General features: G+C 38.9%; 15 protein-coding genes. 9 read left to right on the top strand and 6 right to left on the bottom strand.

Features of this window, described 5'->3' with window-relative positions; all coding sequences use genetic code 11:
* Window positions 1–3 precede the first annotated feature (3 nt).
* The 4 genes from E6H07_10785 to E6H07_10770 form a co-directional block, all read right to left on the bottom strand.
* Window positions 4–3,690 carry a hypothetical protein gene (locus E6H07_10785; protein ID TMI66355.1) on the bottom strand — a complete coding sequence of 1,229 codons (3,687 nt, stop codon included), beginning with the start codon at window positions 3,688–3,690 and terminating at the stop codon, window positions 4–6.
* A gap of 31 nt (window positions 3,691–3,721) precedes the next feature.
* Entirely contained in the window at window positions 3,722–7,378 is a 3,657-nt protein-coding gene (locus tag E6H07_10780; protein ID TMI66354.1) for a hypothetical protein, read from the bottom strand.
* 26 nt (window positions 7,379–7,404) lie between these two features.
* Entirely contained in the window at window positions 7,405–10,350 is a 2,946-nt protein-coding gene (locus E6H07_10775) for a CHAT domain-containing protein (protein ID TMI66353.1), read from the bottom strand.
* A gap of 207 nt (window positions 10,351–10,557) precedes the next feature.
* The gene (locus tag E6H07_10770) at window positions 10,558–12,957 is read right to left on the bottom strand and encodes a TonB-dependent receptor (GenBank protein TMI66352.1); all 2,400 of its coding nucleotides are present in this window, start codon (window positions 12,955–12,957) and stop codon (window positions 10,558–10,560) included.
* 136 nt (window positions 12,958–13,093) lie between these two features.
* Here E6H07_10770 and miaB point away from each other — a divergent pair, with 136 nt between their 5' ends.
* The 9 genes from miaB to E6H07_10725 all read left to right on the top strand — a co-directional run bounded on the left by miaB (window position 13,094) and on the right by E6H07_10725 (window position 20,867).
* On the top strand, window positions 13,094–14,512 hold the full coding sequence (miaB, locus tag E6H07_10765) for a tRNA (N6-isopentenyl adenosine(37)-C2)-methylthiotransferase MiaB (GenBank protein ID TMI66351.1): 1,419 nt from the start codon (window positions 13,094–13,096) through the stop codon (window positions 14,510–14,512).
* Window positions 14,513–14,560: 48 nt separating this feature from the next.
* Complete coding sequence (locus tag E6H07_10760) at window positions 14,561–15,805, top strand: sigma-54-dependent Fis family transcriptional regulator (protein TMI66350.1); 1,245 nt, start codon at window positions 14,561–14,563, stop codon at window positions 15,803–15,805.
* 33 nt (window positions 15,806–15,838) lie between these two features.
* Window positions 15,839–16,375, top strand: coding sequence for a hypothetical protein (locus tag E6H07_10755; protein TMI66349.1), 537 nt, complete (start codon window positions 15,839–15,841; stop codon window positions 16,373–16,375).
* 31 nt (window positions 16,376–16,406) lie between these two features.
* A complete protein-coding gene (locus tag E6H07_10750; protein TMI66348.1) occupies window positions 16,407–17,342 on the top strand; it encodes a hypothetical protein in 936 nt (311 codons plus the stop codon).
* 1 nt (window position 17,343) lies between these two features.
* A complete protein-coding gene (secG, locus tag E6H07_10745) occupies window positions 17,344–17,691 on the top strand; it encodes a preprotein translocase subunit SecG (GenBank protein TMI66347.1) in 348 nt (115 codons plus the stop codon).
* 190 nt (window positions 17,692–17,881) lie between these two features.
* Window positions 17,882–18,910: an endolytic transglycosylase MltG gene (mltG, locus tag E6H07_10740; GenBank protein ID TMI66346.1), complete on the top strand. Its 1,029-nt coding sequence runs from the start codon at window positions 17,882–17,884 to the stop codon at window positions 18,908–18,910.
* Complete coding sequence (locus tag E6H07_10735) at window positions 18,910–19,875, top strand: YihY/virulence factor BrkB family protein (protein TMI66345.1); 966 nt, start codon at window positions 18,910–18,912, stop codon at window positions 19,873–19,875. Before mltG ends, E6H07_10735 begins: the two co-directional genes overlap by 1 nt.
* Window positions 19,876–19,912: 37 nt before the next feature.
* Window positions 19,913–20,524 (top strand): thioredoxin family protein, encoded by a 612-nt coding sequence (locus tag E6H07_10730; protein TMI66344.1) that lies wholly within the window; start codon window positions 19,913–19,915, stop codon window positions 20,522–20,524.
* Window positions 20,525–20,663: 139 nt separating this feature from the next.
* Window positions 20,664–20,867: a hypothetical protein gene (locus E6H07_10725; GenBank protein TMI66343.1), complete on the top strand. Its 204-nt coding sequence runs from the start codon at window positions 20,664–20,666 to the stop codon at window positions 20,865–20,867.
* Between the two features lie 5 nt (window positions 20,868–20,872).
* Here E6H07_10725 and E6H07_10720 read toward each other — a convergent pair whose 3' ends face one another.
* Window positions 20,873–21,352, bottom strand: a complete 480-nt coding sequence (locus E6H07_10720) for a redoxin domain-containing protein (protein ID TMI66342.1) — start codon at window positions 21,350–21,352, stop codon at window positions 20,873–20,875.
* 16 nt (window positions 21,353–21,368) lie between these two features.
* Window positions 21,369–21,962: an RNA methyltransferase gene (locus E6H07_10715; protein ID TMI66341.1), complete on the bottom strand. Its 594-nt coding sequence runs from the start codon at window positions 21,960–21,962 to the stop codon at window positions 21,369–21,371.
* Between the last annotated feature and the right edge of the window lie 13 nt (window positions 21,963–21,975).

The following is a 21,975-nucleotide window of genomic DNA, read 5'->3' as shown; positions in this document are numbered from 1 at the left end:
TTTTTACTGGCTTGTAATAGTTAATATCACATCAGGTTCTACATTTACTGAAGCCCCCGAATTAATTGTAAGTTTTTTTACAGTTACATTGGAAGTAATGACTGGGTAATGTGGTTTACTACCATTAATCACTACTTCAGAATTAGGCAAAGGCACAAAACTACATGTCCAGTTTTCTGGATTAAACCAATCTGTATCAACAGTGCCTGTCCATAGAATTGCACCTGCCGGTGGTGTATTAAAACTTATAGTAGTCCAGTTATCACAGAAGGAGAACGTATTCGGATCGTCCAGATCCAGAATAGTTGCTCCTCTGACATGAATATAATACGTGACGCATGAAAACAAAGAACCAACGGTCACTGATGTTGAAGTTGTATTAATGCCATTAGCCGGTGGAAAGGAAGAAGTAGTAACTGCATATTGAAATTTTTTAATCGGATTATTATAATCGAGCCATGAGAAGCTTACAGAGTTTGAGCTTATTGCAGTCGTCGACAAGTTTGTAATGCCTCCATAATAAACATTTACCGTAGGGGAATATACCGAGGGACATCCTTCCTTACTTGATTCTACTCTATAAGCTCCATCATCAAAACTTACCATATTAAACTGCAGGCTTTGATTGCCGCCATTACCACCAATAGGACCATATGTCGGTGAGCCGCTACGTAACCATGTATAAGATTGTGAAATTTCGGTGACTGGGATGCCCACATTTACTAATACCCCTTCGCAGTAAATACCCGTGCCAGTTAATTGAGGAGCTACAGGTGGCACCTGGAGCAAAATCTCATTCGAAAATACATTAGTGCAGGAACCTGCATTGCCTTTTGCATAGTAGGAGCCTGTTGTTGTGGCGCTATACGAAGGACCTGTGGCGCCGGGAATCAAAACTCCATCTTTATACCATTCATAAGAAGACCCACCAGAAGCAGTTAGTTGTACAGGATTACCATCAAAGCAAACAATATTAGAAATCGCTGATATTGTAATCTCTGATGAACAAGGCAGATAATACTTCCATAGATCATTCAAGTTATCATTATAATTGTTTTGTGAAAAGCCAGAACCTCCAAACATCCATAAGCTACTATTATTATCTTTCCATGCAACTGACCCATTTCTTCCGCCTGGTTTATTTGAATTATTCGGTGTATTTAATATACCGTAAACACTCGATACATAAACAATTGAGTCTCCTTTTACCCATTGCCATTGATTTGTACCTTGATTATACTTCCATAAATCATTCAATAGTCCAGAACCAGAGCCTGCATATCCTTCGCCACCAAATAGCCAAAAAATTCCATTTATATCAATCCATCCAGAAGCCTTAGTTCTTCCACCTGGTTTATTTAATACTCCAGACTTCCCGGTTGTACCATATACACCAAATACATTTTTACGATTGTCTCCTTTTATCCATGTCCATTCATTTATTGTTGTATTGTATTTCCATAAATCATTAAGATAACCAAGAGTCCCAGAAGTGTCATAACCATTGCCGCCGAAAAGCCAAAAGTTACCTGATATATCGCTCCAGGAAATATGATCAGTCCTTGCACTAGGCATATTATCAACTCCACTAATGCCTTTAACACCATAATATCCGTAAGCATTTGCAAAATCATTTCCTTTTATCCAAGTCCATTGATTTGTTGCAATATCATACTTCCATAGATCATTCAGTTTCCCTGAGATTCCGGCGTTATCATAACCTTCACCACCCAACAACCATAAATTTCCACTTACATCTGTCCATGTACATGCATTTATTCTTGCTCCAGGTTTATTTGAAGCAGATGGTACTCCAATAGAGCCATAATCTCCGGCATCATTTACTGTGCTATCACCTTTTATCCAGGTCCATTGATTCGCTACAGTATCATACTTCCATAAATCATTTAAATATCCTTCTACATACCCACCTCCTAAACCAGAACCTCCAAACATCCATAATTTTCCATTATTGTCTTTCCAGGTTGACATTGAAAGTCTCCCCCCAGGAGCATTAGATACTAATGAAATTCCCATAGTACCATAATTACTTTTTTGATTTGCTGCATTTGCCCCCTTTTTCCATGTCCATTCATTTGTTGATGAATTATATCTCCATAGATCATTCAAATATCCACTAAAAGTATTTGCTCTTCCTGTTCCACCAAATAGCCAAAAACTAGCCCCATCATTCCAGTAACCTGCTTCATATCTTCCACCAGGTTTGTTAGCGACTGCAGATGTACCTTGAACTCCATATGTCGCAGGGAAAATATCTTCAGTTAAATTATTCCCTCTTACCCATGTCCATTGATTTGTTGATACATTATACTTCCACAATTCATTGTAGATGTTCCAAGTATCTTCCCCAAAGGTCAACCATAAATTTCCGCTTTGATCAGTCCAGGCGGATGCTAAATCTCGGGCACCAGGAGTGTTGTTTGCAGAAGGCACTCCCTGTAAGCCATATGTACTGGCTTCATCTGTTTCTTGTGAACCACTCATCCATGTCCATCTATTAGTCCCTATATCGTATGCCCACAAATCATTTAGTCTTCCATTTCCAAAAGCTCCTTCTCCATCGCCACCAAACAACCAAAGTTTATTTCCAGTACCTAAAAAACCGGAAGACTTATACCTTGAACCGGGCTTGTTATTAGCATTAGAAATTCCTCTCGTTCCATATACCCCTCCACTAGGAAGTGAATTATTCCCCTTCATCCATGTCCAATTACCAGTTGCAGTACTATATTTCCACAAATCACCTAATTGCATTGGACTAAGATTAATATTATGGCCAAATCCACCAAAAAGCCAAAAATCGCCATTCGAGTCTTGCCAAGTCGTCACAAGTCTTCGTCCACCAGGTTTATTATTTGAGCTAGCCACAGTCATTGTACCATAATCTCCTAAAGCATTTAAAGTCTGGTTTCCTTTTATCCATGTCCATACCCTTGTAGCCCTATCAAAACTCCAAAGATCACTGAGAAAACCGGGTGTTGATGTTGTTGTATGTCCATATCCACCAAACAAAAGCAAATTACCACTTGCATCAAAACCACCACCACCCCCATTTTCCCGTGCGCCGGGCTTATTGTTAACATTAGCCGTATTGATCGTTCCATAAACAGCAGTAGCATTAATAGTGTTATCCCCTTTCATCCAGGTCCATGTATTGCTTCCCGGATCATATCTCCACATATCATTTAAATAACCTCTCCCTCCAGATGCCCCATAGCCTTCTCCTCCAAATAACCAAAACACACCTGATGCGTCGGTCCACACCATTGCTCCAATTCTTGCACCTGGCTTATTATTAATATTTGCAGTATTTACAGTCCCATATGTACCTGTGGCATTAACCGTGTTATTGCCTTTCATCCAGGTCCACTGATCAGTAAGGGGATTATATTTCCATAGGTCGTTTAAATATCCAAAACCATTTGTTGCATTTCCTTCTCCACCGAATAACCAAAAATTTCCCTGGAGATCCCGCCAGGTAACAGCTCCATCTCTCTGGCCGGGTCTGTTCGCAGCATCGGGAACAGTAACTGTACCATAAACAACTGAAGAATTATCAAACGTTGTTGGAATATTATCCCCCTTCATCCATGCCCATTGATTATTCTGACTGTGTAGTGAAGAAGTAATAAATAGAATTGCTGCAAGTGAAATAAAAAATTTTCTCATCTGATGGTGGTTTTGTTATCAGTAATATTCTTTATTGGCTCGTTATGTTTATCACAACTCCTGGTGCCACCTGCATGGTTGCTCCGGAATTGAGTGTAATTTTTTTAATCGTCATATTGGATGTTACGTTCGGATAAAATGTTCTTCCTCCATTGATCACTACTTCGGATGTTGTCGTTGGCACATTTCCGCATTTCCAGTTTTGCGGGTTGAACCAATCTGTATTTGCTGCACCGATCCATTCACAAGGTCCGCCGGTTGCTGTAGTTGTAAATGAAATAGTACTCCAATCGCCATATGATGAACCAAAATTGCAGGTGGCACGAGCATGAATATAATATTGTGTAGAAGGGCTCAATGAGCCTACACTTATAATACTATCATTTGTAACTGTTCCATTATCCGGTGGTGTGATCGATTGTGTAACTGCATAATGATAGCTTTGTGAAATATTGATCGGTGCTGTACGTTTCCAGTTAAAAGTGACGCCGTCCGAACAGATATAAACAGTTGCCAAATTATTTACAACTGCTAAACCAACATAAACAGTATTTGAATAAACAGTGTTACATCCTGGCTGAGTGGATTCAACTATATAGGTACCAACACGGCTTTCCGTCATATTGAAATTAAGACTCTGGTTTCCTCCATTACCACCAATGGGGCCATATGCACCGGCTCCGTTTTGTCGCCATAAATAGATTTGATCTACTTCTGTTTGCGGAATACCAACATTTACATTGTTTCCCAGGCAGTAAACACCGCTGCCTCCAAGTGCTGGTGGTGTTGTTCCCGGATCAAGAATTACTTCATTTGAAAAAAGCGTACAGGAACCAACAATTGATTTTGCATAATAAGAACCAGAACTGGTAGCATCGCAGGTTGTGCCTGTTACTCCTGGTATCAATATTCCATTTTTATACCATTCATAAGTTCCGCTGCCACCAGATACCGTAAGAAGTATAGATGACCCAAAGCAGAAATTGCCACCATCAGGTGTAATAGATAATTCCGCTGTGCAAGGAGAAAATTTCCATATATCATTTAAATTTCCTTCGGTGATCGCTGGATAGCTGGTTCCTATTCCATAACCACCAAATAACCAGAAATCATTGGTGGTGCTTCGCCACACTGATGCATTTGTTTTTCCACCGGGATTATTTTGAGGTGATGGTACCCCGATAGTACCGTACTGACCATAATTAAAATTAGAAGTAGTTGCACCTTTTATCCATGCCCATTTGTTTGTTGTAGCATTGTATTTCCATAAATCATTGTAAAAAGAAGAAGAGCTATGTGGCATTCCACCAAATAGCCAGAGATTGTTATTAGCATCTGTCCATCCTTTTGCAGCCTGTCGGCCTGCGGGATTAAATGCATTACCCGAAGTTCCCTGTGTACCAAAAATACTTGCCGAATCTGAACCTGAATCACCTTTTATCCATGTCCACTCATTGTTTGAAATAGAATACTTCCATAAATTATTTTGACTTCCAGTGGTAAATCCAGAAATATCATTTCCATAACCTCCAAACAACCATAAATTACCAGCATTGCCAGTCCATCCTGTTGCTTCAAATTTTCCGGCTGGAGTGTTAGCTGCGTTTGCTGTTCCTTTCACTCCATACTGACCCGAAGAATTAGTATACTTATATCCCTTCATCCATGTCCATTGACCTGCGGCTATATTGAACCGCCACAAATCATTGAGGTATCCAAAATCAGCTTCACCATTCCCTTCTCCTCCGAATAAAAAAAGATTTCCACTTGCATCTGCCCAACCAACTGCCCCATGTCTACTACCGGGCTTATTACCAGACGACTGATTGCCCTGTGTTCCATAAATACCATTGATATAGGTTGTCTTATCCCCTTTTACCCATGCCCATTGATTGATCGCCGGATCATATTTCCATAGATCATTTAAATAACCCTGATCAGTTTCTGAATAACCATTTCCACCAAAGAGCCAGAAAATTCCATTATTATCTTTCCATGAAACTGCTTTTGCTCTGGCACCAGGATGATTGGCTACCGCAAATATTCCCTGTGTACCATATACACCAACTTTATCTGCAATTGAATCACCTTTTATCCATGTCCATTGATTGGTAGAAAGATTAAGTCTCCACATATCATTGAGATTGCCGTCAGCAAACATGCCTCCGGCACCTATCCCTCCAAATAACCAAAGATTACCAGTTGCATCAATCCATTCACATGCTCCATACCTTGATCCGGGTTTATTGTTTGCAGCTTCTACACCTTGTGTTCCATATATTCCTTTAAATCCTTCATACGCATAATCTCTTACCCATGCCCATCGATTAAGGATTGGATCATATTTCCATAACTCATTGCAATTTCCTCCATAAATCCAAAACATACCAATTGCATCTTTCCATACTGCCATGCTTCTTCGGCCACCTGGTTTATTATTTGTATTGAAAATGTTTTGCTGTCCGTAAACACTTGCCCCATAAGCTGTCTTATCGCCTTTCATCCATGTCCATTGATTCGTTGCCCGATCATATTTCCATAAATCATTTAAGTAAGCATAATCAGTTTCTGAATAACCATACCCGCCAAAGAGCAAAAGATTTCCTGAAGCATCTGACAATCCTGTTGCATAATACCTGCTTCCGGGTTTATTGCCAACTGCAGGAACACTCTGCGTACCATAAACTCCATACACACCGGTTGTTTTATCTCCTTTCATCCAAGCCCATTGGTTGGTAGCAGGATCATATTTCCATAAATCATTTAAGTACCCATAAAACCCTGTTTCAGGATATCCCTCCCCACCAAATAACCATACAATACCATTAATGTCACGCCATGCTACTCCTTGTTGTCTGCTACCGGGTTTATTACCGGCTGCAAATACTCCTTGCGTTCCATAAACTCCATTTACACCAATTATCTTATCCCCTTTCATCCATGTCCATTCATTGGTTGTCGGATTGTATTTCCACAAATCATTTAAATAACTATAACTACTAGTTTCCGGAAAGCCGTATCCTCCAAATAGCCATAAATTACCAGAAGCATCAGACCACGAAACTGATCCGGAACGACTTCCGGGCTTATTAAGAGTTGCAGAAACTGTTACAGTACCATAAACACCATTTACATTATTGATTTTATCCCCCTTCATCCATGTCCATTCATTAGTCGAAGGATTGTATTTCCATAGATCATTTAGTAAATATGGATAACCATGATTTTCGCTATAACCTTCACCACCGAATAACCAAAAATTTCCTGATGCGTCAGTCCAAGACACCGCACCTTTTCTTGAACCAGGTTTGTTGGACAACGCTGGCACTGTAACTGAACCATAAATACCAAATACATTTTTTATTTTATCTCCTTTTACCCATGTCCATTGATTTGTTGAAGGATTGTATTTCCATAAATCATTTAAGTTTCCATATGAATCAGTCTCTGTAAATCCTTCCCCGCCAAACAACCAGAAATTACCACTCGCATCCGTCCATGTAACAGCATTTTCTCTACTGCCCGGTCTGTTTAAAGCAGAGGGTACTCCTTGTGTACCATAAACTCCACTTCTTGTGCTTGTCAATGAGCTATCTCCTTTCATCCACACCCATTGATTATTCTGAGCAATCAAAGCGTTTTCAATAAAGAAAGACAATAAAAGAAAAATAAACAGTTGTTTCGTCATTAGTGATGGTTATAGTTCAGTAATAATTATCGAATCAAAACCCATGCGGCCCATTTATAGGGTGTGTTCCTGTATTTATCCCGCAATGTGTTTTGTGTTTTATAAAATGCCTGGTCAATTGGTATACCTGTAAAAATTTTCTTATAGAATTCTTCCATAAATTCAGCTGTTTCATCATCTGGTACTTTCCATAGGCTCATCACAAGGTTTTTTACACCAGCCATTTTCAATGCCCGCTGTAGCCCATATACTCCTTCACTTCCTTTTATATCTCCCAATGCAGTTTCACAAGCGGACAATACAACAAGTCTTGTATTAGGCAGGTACAGATCAGATAATTCATACGCCGTAAGAATTCCATCATCTACGGTGCTATCAATATATTTTCCCTGCCAGGTATCATTGGCGCCGGCAAAAAGTAACCCGGCCCTGAACAAAGGATTATCAGACTGCTCAAATACTTTACTTCCGGTTATCATCGCTGAAGCAGAATTTGTTTTTTTCTTTTGCGGATCATCAAAGAAAAAACCATGCGTGGCAATATGCAGTATTGCCGGCGATCTTTTTCCATTCAACATTTTCACTGAATCTTCTTTTGCCATCCACCCTTTTACAACTATGGGTTTGTATTTATTTTTTAAGCCATCTGTTTTTATTTGTGTTACTTCTCTTTCTGTTCCGGGCAAATATTCAAAGCCGCTACGTTTTGCTGCATTAGCTGATTTGATCACCGGATCTTTTTTTGCCGGATCACGGGTATATTCAACTCCGCCGAACAAAACAATCTTTTCTGAAGGAGCAACTGTTTCCTTTACAAGTGTGGTTACTGCTGCAGTAGTTGACAATTGTACCAATTGATATTTGTCACTTAATACATGAGTACTGTCAACTGACAAGGCTGCAAACGAAATGCGATGTAATAAACCTGCAGGGGCAAAATAAATTTTTGTAACTCCGTTCAGTTTAGTTTCCAATGGCTGCCATATTAAATTGAAGCCATTTTTTGAAACATTATCTCCTGTATTTATTTCAACTTCTCCACCACGGGTGTAAAATCCGTTAATTCCCTGCCAGCTTACAGAACCCTTCGAAAGCAAACTATCCAATTGTTTTTTTTCAAAAAGACTTACATACTCAGGCTCATTCATTTCTTTTCTCAGAACGAGTGCAGCATAATATGTGCTGTCAGTAAACTGTTGGCCATTATGATAATTGAACTCAATAAATTCAATAGCTGCTTCATCAGCACCCAGCTTTTGTTGAATTGTTTTCCATCCGGTAACAGTGGAATAACCCTTATCAAGAGTCGAAGTATAACGTACAAGATTTTTTTCCAGTGAATCGGCTTTCCTGATCACCTCTTTCAAATAATCTTTTGGCGCCCCCTCGCCTTTGGAGTAAAGTGCTGCTACCTGTTTTTTTAAAGCTGCCCAATCATTATATTTTTTTTGCAATACCGGATCATTGCTTGAATAAATAGTTTGCCGCATTTGCTGTGATGATGAAAGAACCAGGTTTCTTTTCTGCAATGAAATAAGATAGGGCTGCCCGTTGTTTCCATTTTTTAATTTCTCATAATAAAAAGAATGGTATTCATCCTCAGCGCCGGTAACGTTCTTCAAGTATAGCTGTTTTTCTTCTTCTGATGTAAATGAAAAAATTTCACCTGCCTGTTTAGCCTGTGCATCAAAAGCATTTTGATACATTTCGGCAGCCTTCGTTACATCATTTTTCAACCAATACACCCTTGCAAGGTTAAGAGTATTGTTAGTATAGTAAGGATGGTTTTCACCAAGGCTTTCTTTCCAAAATGTTCTTGCTTTTAAATAATGCTCTTCAGCCTTATCATATTTCTTTAACAGGAAATATAAATAACCAATGCTGTTGTTGTTAATAGCCATGTCTGCTGCTACTGCTGGCCCTAACCGCTGCCAGATAGCATTTGCTTCAAAAGCAAAAGCTTCTGCTTTGCTATAATCACCGGTGGCTGTGTATAAAGAAGAGAGGCTGCTGCAATTCTGACCATAGGAAAGTCCTTTAACAGTCGATAGCTTCTCCCGGATTGCTTTTGCTTCCAGGTAAAGCGGTTCAGCTTTATCGTACTGTTTGGTGTAATAATATAAGTCTGCAAGTATATCACAGCTCAAAGTATAGTCATTGGGATTTGTTGTAAATGCTTGCTCACGAATATTCTTAGCTTCAATATAAAGTTGTTCGGCTTGTTCGTATTTACCCATATCACGATAAATATTGGCCAGGTTGATACAACTTATTGCATACGTTGGTTTGGCAACATCCGGAAGCCTTCCCCTTATTTCTTTTGCCTCCAATGCAAGCGGTTCAGCTTTTTCATACTTGCCAAGATTCCAATAAATGGCAGCGAGATTATTACAACTTTGTGCATAAGCGCCGTTTTCACGGCCAAATAATTGTTTTCTTATAGCTCTTGCTTCTAAATGTCGCTCCTCTGCTTTTTCATATTGACCACGATCATTATATAATATACCCAACATATTACAACCAAGTGCATATTCCGAGCTATTTTTCCCGGATGTTATCTCCCAAATCTTCATTGCTTCTAAATAATAAGCCTCTGCTTTATCATAACGTGTTTGGCGATAATTTACCTGTCCAAGCAGGCTGGCAACAGCAGCAAAAGCCAGACTCTTATTTTCATTCCTTTTCTCAATGATCTGCCTTGCTTCCAGGTAGTAGAGTTCGGCAGTTGCATATTGACCTTTGCGTAAATAATAAATATTTCCTATCGCTGTGTCTATCTTAAATACCGTTTCAGAGATTGCAGAATCAGGCGATAACAAATTCTTTGACCGGCTATAATAATCAAGAGCATTCTCATAGCTTTTCTGCTTATTAAACAATGTAGCACTATCGTTTAGATTTTTCCAGGACTGTCCATTAAGGCTGTTGGTGGCAATAGCAATTACGATTATGCAAAATAGGGCTATCCTCATTTGTTCTGTAAATGAATAATAAAAAGCTACAATGTCAGATGATGATTACTGGTGGATTGTTCGCAGAAGATTGGATATACGGTTACGGTTCGGGTAACCTGCGTTTATTTCATAAGGTCAGGAATCGAGATGAAGATAGGGGGAAACAAATTGCAAACCAAATGAGTAGGGGAATATATATAGATCAACTCAGAGTCGATTAAAAACTTATTTTTTTACAGTTTTCTTCTTCGCTTTTTTTGTAAAACTATAACCCAGCGAAAGTCGATAGTTCTTTGTTTGTGTAGCGTTGTAGGAATGCACTTCAAAATTTTTACCGTAGGTATAACTGTTGGTCTGCTGGTTACGGAATGGATCAATGCAATTAAGTGTTACAACAAGCTTCTTATTGAAGAATTTTTTCTGAAGGCTCAGATTCATGCTCAGGTTCCAGTTAACGGAACCCTGTGGATTCGCAAACCGGCTGGTCGTAAAGTTGCCCGTGAAGATCCAGATATCTTTTAAAGAATAATTTCCATTAACCGTAGTAGTGAATGAACCGCCATCACGGTATTTTCTTACAGCTTTATCAAAATCGCTGTACTGGTTGTAAGTATAACTTGCACTCAGGTTGAGTCGAAGTTTTTTACTAATCGTATAACCATTCCATGTGCTCGCTTCATATTCATTCCGGTGACTGATGTTCTCCCAGGTTATTTGTGTTTTACCATCTTCCATCAAAGTCCGTATCTGGCTAAAAATATCTTCCACTTTATTATACCCTAAACCGAAGTTTAAAAAATATTTCGGTTTGGTGCGGCCAATCACCAGGTCAAAATTATGTGCAAGACTAGGTAACAAAGTAGGATTACCATAACGAATATTATACGGATCAGAAAAATCAATGGTCGGATTCAGTTCATTAATACCGGGACGGCGGATCGTACGACGATAAGAAAGCGTAAGACTAAGATTGTCGTTCCAGTTTTTATTAAGATTGGCGAAAGGCATAAGATTCCAGTAACTGTTCCCTGCTTCCGTTGCTAGTTTGTATAAATCAAAATGAAACTTTGTCTCTTCTAAAGCTGCGCCAGCTGTGATGCTGAATTTTTCACCCAATACCTGCCGAAAAGATGCCCTGACATTTTTGATGGTCTGGTAAAATTTAAAATTATTACTCAGCAATTCCATTGGTACAAAATAACCTTCCGGCTTTTTCTTATAACTGGCATCCACATCTATATTGCTGGTGTTGCGTATATAGGCTGCTCCTACTGAGAGGTAGGTTTTTTTATTTAAAGGCTTATCATAGCTAACCCTTACACTGTGCCCATTATTTGTATTGTCATTTATTTGTTTTTGTGTCGAGTCAAGACCGTTGGGTGTATGATCTGGATAAAAGTATTGCTGGTAAAATAGCCGGTCGCTGTTACTTAGTGAAAGATTTGCTCCTGTTATAATTTTTAATACCTCACCTAGTTTTTTGCCTTTATGTGTATAGGTAAAGTTCAATGCCGGATTATTATTGTTCCCTTCACTTCTTATGGCCCTTTCGCTAAGTTTATAAATTTCCTTATACTGGTTGATGTTCGTGTATTCGGTTATGCTCAGGTTATTAAAATCATTTTGATTATAAGTAGCCTCAAGATTCAGGGAGTTGAATTTATTAATATCATAATCCATATTCACCCGGATATTCGGCCGTGTGCTTTTATTTACATTCTTGCTGGCTGTATTAAAAAAATTAGTTGAGTCAGTATAAATATTTGTCCGTTCTGAATAACCGTTTCCTGAAAAGTAATTATATCCAAATCCGGCATTTACATTAATGGCGAATTTATTTTTACGGTAATTAAAATTTGTACTGAGAGTTCTCTCTCCTCTTGAACCTGCTGAAATATTTATACGTCCACCCATTCCTACTCTTCCCTTCCGGGTAACGATATTGATAACGCCACCCTGCTCATTTGCATATTGTGGTGGCGGGTTGGTCATAACCTCAATTTTCTCGACAGAACTTCCGGGCAATGACTCAAGCAGATCCTGTAATTGTTGCTGGTTTAGTTCAACGGGTTTATCATCAATTAAAATTTTGGGTTCTTTTCCGCGAACTAATATTTTTCCGTTCGGGTCCTTTGTTACGAGAGGAACACTCGTCAGCAATTCACTGGCATTACTACCTGCTGCAAGAGCCGATTCACCCGCATTGAAAGTGATATTACCATCCTTGGATTGTATCAGTGGTTTTTCTGCATATACAACTACTGTTTCAAGCTCGCCGGATTTTGTTGAAAGACGTATATCAGCAAGGTTAAAATCAAAACGTTCGGTTCGTACATTTATACTGTCGAAACTCATGGGACCATAACCAACCGTGCTTATCGATAATCTATAATAGCCGAAAACAAGACCTGTAAACGAAAACTCACCCTCCTTTGTAGAAACCTGGCTTAGTGTTTTGCCATCTCCAAGATGAATAAGTTGAACATTAGCACCTGCTATCGATTTCTGGGTAGTCGAATCCAGCAGATTGCCTGCTATAATCCCTTCATTGGTTTTGGAAACGACCTGAGACTCAGAAGAAATTGTAAAAAGAATAAAAACTGCCAGTCCTGCCAGAAATCTCATAATGTAAATTTAGACGAGGCAATCATTGAATTCCTGCTTTTTACGCAGGCGGTTACGAAGATTTTTTAAAAGGCTATGCCATCCTGTCACCAGCAACTTATTATACCTTAAATTTGCAGTCCTTATAACTCAAAGAATGCTTGATTACGTGACAGATAAAGTACAGGATGAAACCCGCCAGGGGGAAGCATTTTCTCCATTCGGCGAGGATCCAAACGCCTACAAAAAAAGGTTTTATATAGAAAGCTATGGCTGTGCTATGAATTTTGCTGACAGCGAGGTAGTAGCATCTATTTTATATAAGGAAGGGTTTGGCGCCACAAAAAATTTGGATGAGGCAGATCTGATATTTATAAATACCTGCTCTATCCGGGAAAAAGCGGAACAAACAGTCAGGAAAAGATTATCTGATTTTAAAAAAACGAAACTTAAAAAACCGGGATTGTTGGTAGGCGTGTTAGGATGCATGGCTGAGCGGTTGAAAACAAAATTTTTAGAAGAAGAAAAACTGGTTGATATAGTTGTTGGCCCGGATGCATACCGTTCACTACCCGCATTAGTAACTGAAGCAGAAGGCGGCCAGAAGGCCGTAAATGTTTTATTAAGCCGGGACGAAACTTATGCTGATATTTCGCCGGTCCGTTTGGATAGTAATGGTGTGAGTGCATTTGTAAGCATTATGCGGGGATGTAATAATATGTGTTCCTTTTGTGTAGTACCATTTACAAGAGGAAGAGAAAGAAGCCGGGATGCTGATAGCATTGTGAATGAAAGCAAAGATCTGTTTGAAAAAGGATTCAGAGAAGTCACCTTGTTGGGACAGAACGTAGACAGTTACTACTATGCAACAGATGGTCAGCCCACTGTTACATTTGCAATGCTGCTTGAAAAAGTTGCGCTGATCTCGCCGTTGCTCCGCATCCGTTTTTCTACTTCGCATCCAAAAGATATTACAGATGATGTATTGCACACAATGGTGAAGCATGAAAACATCTGCAACAATATTCATCTGCCTGTACAAAGCGGGAGCAGCAGGATATTGCAACTGATGAACCGCACTTATACAAGAGAATGGTATAAAGCAAAAGTTGATCGTATCCGTGAGATCATGCCGGACTGTGGAATTTCATCTGATATCATTACCGGATTTTGTACGGAGACGGAAGAAGATCATGCAGAAACGATGACGATCATGGAATATAGTAGTTATGATTACAGTTATATGTTTTTTTACAGTGAAAGACCCGGCACTCTGGCAGAAAGAAGATATGATGATGATGTACCGCTGGAAATAAAGAAAAGACGCTTACAGGAAGTAGTAGACTTACAAGGAAGACTTTCACATGAAAGCAATAAAAAAGATCTTGGAAAAATTTTCAAAGTGCTGATAGATGGTGATAGTAAAAAAGATGAGACAGAATGGAAAGGAAGAAACTCGCAGAATAAAGTTATTGTGTTTCCAAAAGAAAACTACAACCTGAAGAAAGGTGATTATGTAAATGTGAAAGTGAACGATTGCACACAGGCAACACTATTGGGAAAGATCAAGATGTAAATCAGTTTTACATTCTGCATTTTTCATTTTAGATTTTAAATTTTGATAATGGACATTCAAAGCATAAAAAACAGATTCGGAATAATTGGCAACTCACCGGCACTCAATTATGCCTTGCAGGTAGCTGTACAGGTGGCCAATACTGATCTTACTGTATTGATCAACGGAGAAAGCGGTGTGGGTAAAGAAGTTTTCTCAAATATCATACACACACTTTCTGCAAGAAAACATAACCCGTTTATCGCTGTTAACTGCGGTGCTATACCTGAAGGAACAATTGATTCGGAATTATTCGGACACGAAAAAGGTTCTTTCACTGGGGCAGTAGATGCAAGAAAAGGATACTTCGAAACAGTGAATGGCGGAACTATTTTCCTGGATGAAATAGGTGAATTGCCATTAGGAACACAAGCTCGTTTGCTTCGTGTACTCGAAGCCGGAGAATACATTCGTGTCGGATCAAGCAAAACGCAAAAAACAGATGTACGTGTTATTGCTGCCACTAATAAAGATCTGTTACAACAAGTGGAGAAAGGAAAATTCCGGGAAGATCTTTATTACCGTTTAAGTACTGTACCTATCCGTGTTCCTGCACTACACGATCGGAAAGAAGATATTTTTATTCTCTTCCGGAAATTTGCTGCCGACTTTGCTGATAAATATAAAACAGCCTCTGTTCAGTTAACAGATGAAGCAAAAAACCTGTTAATTAACTATCCGTGGCCGGGCAATGTGAGGGAGTTGAAGAATATTGCAGAACAGATATCAGTTCTTTCAGTGGATAAACAGGTAAACGACCGTGAACTGGGCAAGTATTTAAAGCCTTATTCAAAAAACAATTTGCCGGTCCTGGCCCATCAAACTAACGGCGCCACACATGATTTCAGTAATGAAAGGGAAATGCTTTACAAATTGTTTTTTGATATGAAACGAGATGTAACAGAACTGAAGAAAATGTTTTTAGAAGTATTACAAAATCCGAATATGGCTGGGCAAAGTACTGCTATACTGAATGAATTGAAAGAATGGAGATCACATGAACAGGCTCATCCCGTAATCGTTCAGCCATCGATTCAGCAGGCCACCTCAACACCAATGACGATAGGTATGCCGGGTGAGATACATGAACATGAAGAAGTGGAAGAAAGCCTGAACATCATGGACAAAGAAAAAGAACTGATCATTAAAGCATTGAAAAAACATAAAGGAAAAAGAAAAGATGCTTCATCTGATCTGGGCATCAGTGAACGAACATTGTATCGTAAATTGAAGGAATATGACATTGAAGGGTAATTTGATTTAAGATTTACAATTGAATATTTTAGAATGAACAAATACATCATAAAACATCTTGGGCAACTTTCCCTGTTCATCATTCCTTGCTCCTTGTTCATTATCCTGTTTTCCCAAACTGGTTGCCTTCGTTATGGTTTTAAAGACATATCTATTCCTGATTCTATAAAAACGGTAAAGATTAATATTATTGAGAACCGTGCACGATATGTAAACCCGCAGTTAAGCCCAAGGCTTACTGACCGTGTTCGCCAAAAAATAACAGGGCAAACAAAACTTACTCAAACCAATAATGATAATGCTGATTGGGAAATAAGCGGAACAATAACAGAATATTCTGTTACTACTTCCGGTTTATCTAACCAGCAGGAAGCAATAAACCGTCTTACCGTATCTGTACATATTATTTTTGATAACCATAGAGAAGACGCAAGACTAGAGCATGATGTTTCAAGAAATTATGATTTCAGCGCCAACCAATCCCTGCAACAGGCAGAATCAAGACTGCTCGATGAAATAATCCGGACTTTAGCGGACGATATCTTTAACCGTATTTTTTCTGATTGGTAGTTTCAAACCGTTCGTTTATTATCTTGCAGCCATGAACCGGCTTGCGAAAATATTATTAAATAAGTCTCTTGATGAATGTAGTGTGGAAGAACTGCAATGCATCACCGATAAGTATCCTTACTTTAATGCCGGCCATTTATTAGCAGCAACAAAAGTTCAATCAACAGATACAATAGAATCGAAGGCAATTATTCAAAAAGCCGGGCTGCATTTTCATCCTTCACAATTAACCTCTTTAGTAAATACTGCGGGTAATGTTGTTGTCATTAAAAAAGAAATTACAGATACAATAATACAGCCTGTGAAGGAACCAGTAATTGAAAAAGCAGAAGAACCACTTGTACCTGAACCCGAAACATCTAATCCAATAGAAACTGTAATAACAGAATCTGAAGAAAAAATAATAGTACCGGAAATTCAGCAAGTGCCTTTGCCTGAACCACAACAAAACGAACAACCAGAAAGCAGTGCTTCGACAAGTTTAGAAGAGCAACCCATCTTCACAGAAACTTTAGAAGAAAAGCCGGCCACTACCGGGCTGCAGCCTGTGTTTACTGAATCCCCGATAAGCAAGTCAGAAACCAACGACCTACCCCTTGTCTTCGAAGCTTTTCATACGGTTGATTATTTCGCCTCACAAGGCATTAAAGTAAAACTGGAGGATAATCCCCCGGATAAATTTACAAAGCAACTAAAGAGCTTTACGGATTGGCTAAAGACGATGAAAAAGTTGCCGGTAGTTGAGCCGGTAACTCCTGCTATAAACGAAACTTCCGAGAAAAAAGTAGAGCAGTTAGCCGAGGTCTCACTTGCTGATTCCAACGTTGTTACTGAAGCCATGGCCGAAGTATGGATCAAGCAGGGAAATACTCAAAAAGCAATTGAAATCTATCATAAATTAAGTTTGCTTGAACCCGCCAAAAGTCCTTACTTTGCATCCCGCATTTCGGACTTAAAGAATAACTGATATGACCCTGATTTTTGTAATACTTATCGTGATAGCAAGCATCGTTCTTGGCCTCATTGTATTGATCCAAAACCCTAAAGGTGGTGGCCTGGCAGGCAGTATCGCCGGTTTCAGTAACCAGTTCATGGGTGTAAAACAAACTACCGATGTACTGGAGAAAGGCACCTGGCTTTTTGCAGGAATTATTGGTCTGCTTTGTCTCTTTTCATCGATGTTCATTTCATCAACTGCCAGCAGTGCCGCTACCCCTGAAATTGGCAAACCAGCTCAAACTGCACCGGCACAAACGCAGCCTCAGCAGCAGCCTATATTACCAAGCATTACACCTGTTGACACAACAAAAAAATAAACTACCAAAACTTTAATATACAAACCCCACCTATCGGCGGGGTTTTTTATTTATTTTGAGACCAGCTTTTTTACTATTATTAAACTTATGTTACACAGTTTATCCTGAGAAAATCGAAGGACACTCTTGTACAGTTTGTAATTCTATTCAGTATAAATTGCAGATTCAATCCAGTTAAAATCAAATCCGAATGAAAAGAAAGATTTTTTTATCCGTTACAGCAATCATTTTGATCATTGCTGCATTCATTACCTATAAAATATTCGGCCCTGCCGTATCAGTAAAAGGTGATAGCCCTCAATACCTGTTTGTAAAAACAGGTTCCTCCTTCGATGATCTGAAAAAAGAATTACTGGATAAAGAGTTTATATCATCCACGACATGGTTTAGCAGAGCTTCTCAAATTTTAAAATTTGAAACTGTAAAACCCGGCCGCTATAAACTTAGCAATGGTATGAGTGTTTTTAACCTGGCACGTATGCTTCGCAACGGACAACAAACACCAGTGAATTTTGTAATTACCAAATTCCGGACAAAAGAAGATCTTGCCCGCAGGGCCGGCAAGCTTTTCGAATGTGATTCAACACAACTGATAAGCTACCTAAACAACAATGATTCAATAAAGCAATTTGATGTTGATAGCAACACAGTCATGTCACTTGCATTACCCCTCACCTACTCTATCAACTGGAATACGACCCCAAAAAAAATATTGCAGCACTTTCATAAAGCATGGAAAGAATTCTGGACAGATGAAAGAAAGCAAAAAGCAACAAGCCTTGGCCTTACTATGCACCAGGTATTTACTCTTGCTTCTATCATAGATGAAGAAACCAATAATGAAATTGACAGGCCTAAAATAGCAAGTGTTTATATCAACCGGCTCGCTAAAAATATGCCCTTGCAGGCTGACCCGACGGTGAAGTTTGGATTGAAAGATTTTGGTTTAAAAAGGATCTTATATGGTCATACACAAACTCCATCACCGTATAACACCTATTTAAATACCGGTTTACCTCCCGGCCCCATCTGCACACCACAAGCAGAAACGATCGATGCTGTTCTTAATGCACCAAAGACAGATTATTTGTATTTTGTAGCCAACAGTACATTTGACGGCACCCACGTTTTTACCAGTGACTATGATGACCATATGAAATATGCAAGACTTTACCAGGCAGCATTAACCAAACTGCTTGATTCGGCCAATAAAAAATAATGTCTCTATACGACACCATAGAAAAAAAAATTCTCAACTCTGCGCCGGTTAATTTCATTGCGGAAAAAAGCAAACATATTTCGTTGCCGGGTTTTCGTGGTGTGTCCTTATATGATGTGTGGATGTTCTTTCTGAAACAGGTAAAGACAGTAGGAATGACAGAAAGAGCTTCTGCTATTGCATTTAATTTCACCATGGCCATTCCACCGGCTATTATTTTTCTTTTTACATTGATCCCGCACATTCCTATTTCGGATGAAGTCATTAATGAACTGTATACATTGATCCGCGACATCATTCCCGGCCAGAAAAATAACTCACCGCTTATCGGCTTTCTTGACGACTTTTTAAATAACCCGAGAAATGGTTTGCTTTCCATAGGTTTTATATTATCCCTTTTCTTTTCTTCCAATGCCATGATGGGCATTATGCGGTCCTTTGATAAAAACTATATTGGATTTAATAAACGTGGTGATATACATAACCGCTTAATTGCGTTGAGACTTACCATGACATTTTATTTCTTACTGCTGGTAGCAATATTTGTTATTGCCATGCGAAGTGAAGTATTAATATGGCTAGACATTAAAAATGAAAGGGCCCTGGTCATCATTAAAAACCTTCGTTGGCTGGTTATAATTCTTCTCTTCTTTTATATAATTTCCTTTATTTATAAATATGCTCCGGCTGTACCTAAAAAGTGGAAACTGATAACCCCGGGTTCTATTTTAGCAACTTTTATGATGTTGGTATTCACTATGTTCTTTTCATGGTGGATAAACAATTTCGCCAATTACAACCAGTTATACGGGCCTATAAGCACTGTATTAGTGTTAATGTTGTTGATTTACTTTAATTCGCTGGTGTTGCTTATCGGTTTTGAGTTGAATGTAAGTATCTCATCCCTGCGTAAAATTGCCGATGAACGGAATAAAAATGATGCAGGCGGCGATGAACTTTCCTAAAAAATTACTGACCTTTAGAGTCTCAAGATCAAAAGTCATGAAGAAATTATTATTTGCAGCAATGCCCCTGGCAATAGTTGCCGTGCTTGCACTGAAACCAGTACCCGATCCATTACCGATAGGTTCCGATATGCCCAAGGCTGATGTAAAAATGAAAACTACCGATGGCAAAGAAATATCGCTGAATGATTCAAAAGGTAAGAATGGGTTGCTGGTCATGTTCAGTTGTAATACTTGTCCTTACGTAATAAAGAACCAGGCCCGTACAGCTGAAGTATGCAGCTTTGCTTCTAAAAAATGGATTGGTGTCGCTGTTCTCAATTCTAATGAAGGTAGCCGTGACGGCTCAGATTCGTTCGAAGAAATGCAGGAATATGCTAAAGCTCAAAATTATGCATGGAAATATGCAGTTGATAAAAATTCAGTATTGGCTGACGCTTTTGGAGCTACCCGTACGCCGGAAGTTTTCCTCTTTGATAAAGCCGGCAAGTTGGTATATCATGGAGCCATTGATGATAACCCATCCGATGCTGGTAGTGTAAACCGCAAACACCTGATGGTAGCTATGGACGAAATGCTGGAGGGAAAAGATGTAAGCCAGAAAAATTCACGTTCAGTAGGTTGTGGTATAAAAAGATTAGGAGACTAGTAAGTATAAATTTTTAAGTTTCTGATGTCCTGCCTGTGGCGGGACATTTTTTTTAGAATATTTTATGGAAAAAATTCGGGGCGGCATCCATTAGAAAGTTAACTTTAAAATACACATTAGAAACCCTAAAACCCCGCTTATGATTATCCGAATATTAATCAACCTAGCATTGGTATTTATAGTTGTGGCAGCTGTGGGATATTGTGTGGCAGAAAGCCTTAAATACGGCAGTGCCCTTGGTTTTATTTTAGCCCTTACAAGTCTTGGTGCCGTAGTTAATTTTGTTTACCTGCTTGCCAAGGCAAAACAGGAAAGAGATTCCGAAGAGTCAAAGTCAGCTTGAAAATATTATTTAAGTATAGCCATGATTTCTTTTTTCAGTTGTTCATGTGACAACTGATCCTCGTAAAATTTGCGATAACCAGACTTTGAATTTATAAATAACGAGGATGGTATCGCCCCGCTCCACACACTGTCAATTTTCGGGCAGAAATAATCTGCATTAGTTTCATTTAGCCATAAAACAGGCGCATTGATATTTCTTTTCTTTACAGCATCGGGAATAGCTTTTTGATATGAATCTTTAAAATCGAGACTCACTAATAATAATTGAAGACTGTCTTTTTTGTGGTTATTATATTCTTCAAGAAAATAAGGCAATTCTTGTACACAAGGTACACACCAGGTAGCCCAGAAGTTTACGATCAGCGGATTTTTTGTTTCAGTAATTATCTTTTGTAACTCATCGATCTTTACAACCTTTACTTTTTGAGAAAAGGAATTTGTAGCAATTAAAACGCAGCCTATTATTTTTAATACTCTCTTCATTAAAATTAATTATTGGTTATTTGTCTTCTTCTTTAAATCCCCATTCGTTCAGCAACTCATTGTACTCCGCGTCACCCAGGCTCCGTTTGTTATAATGCCCCGCATTTGTCTTTTGCCGAAGGGCCTCGTATAAAGTTATTGCACAAGCCACACTTATATTCAGCGAACGGATAATTCCCATTTGCGGGATAACAAAGTTTCCATCTGCCAATGCCCGTATTTCATCACTTACGCCGCTATGTTCATTTCCAAAAACAAGGGCAAGACTTTTGGTAAAATCAATTTCATACAAACCTACCGCATCACTGCTGAGATGGGTTGTTAAAATCCTTGAATACTTCTTTCTCAATGACGAAAAACATTCCTCCGCATTTTCATACTGGTGTACTGTCAGCCATTTGGCAGCGCTGGATGAACTTTTAGCCCCCCATTTCTTATGCCTTGGGATCTTTGTATTTAATACATAAACCTCCTGCACACCCACTGCATCACAGGTCCGCATAACAGCCGAAATATTGTGAGGATCAAATACATTTTCCAGCACAATAGTGATACCACTCTGTCTTTTACTCAGTACTGTCTCCAGTTTTTCTTTTCTTTCCGGGGTCATAATTCAATATCCG

It is taken from the genome of Bacteroidota bacterium (assembly GCA_005882315.1).
GTDB lineage: Bacteria > Bacteroidota > Bacteroidia > Chitinophagales > Chitinophagaceae > VBAR01.
The sequence above is the reverse complement of the archived record's forward strand: the minus strand, read 5'-3'. Positions and strand labels throughout refer to the sequence as shown.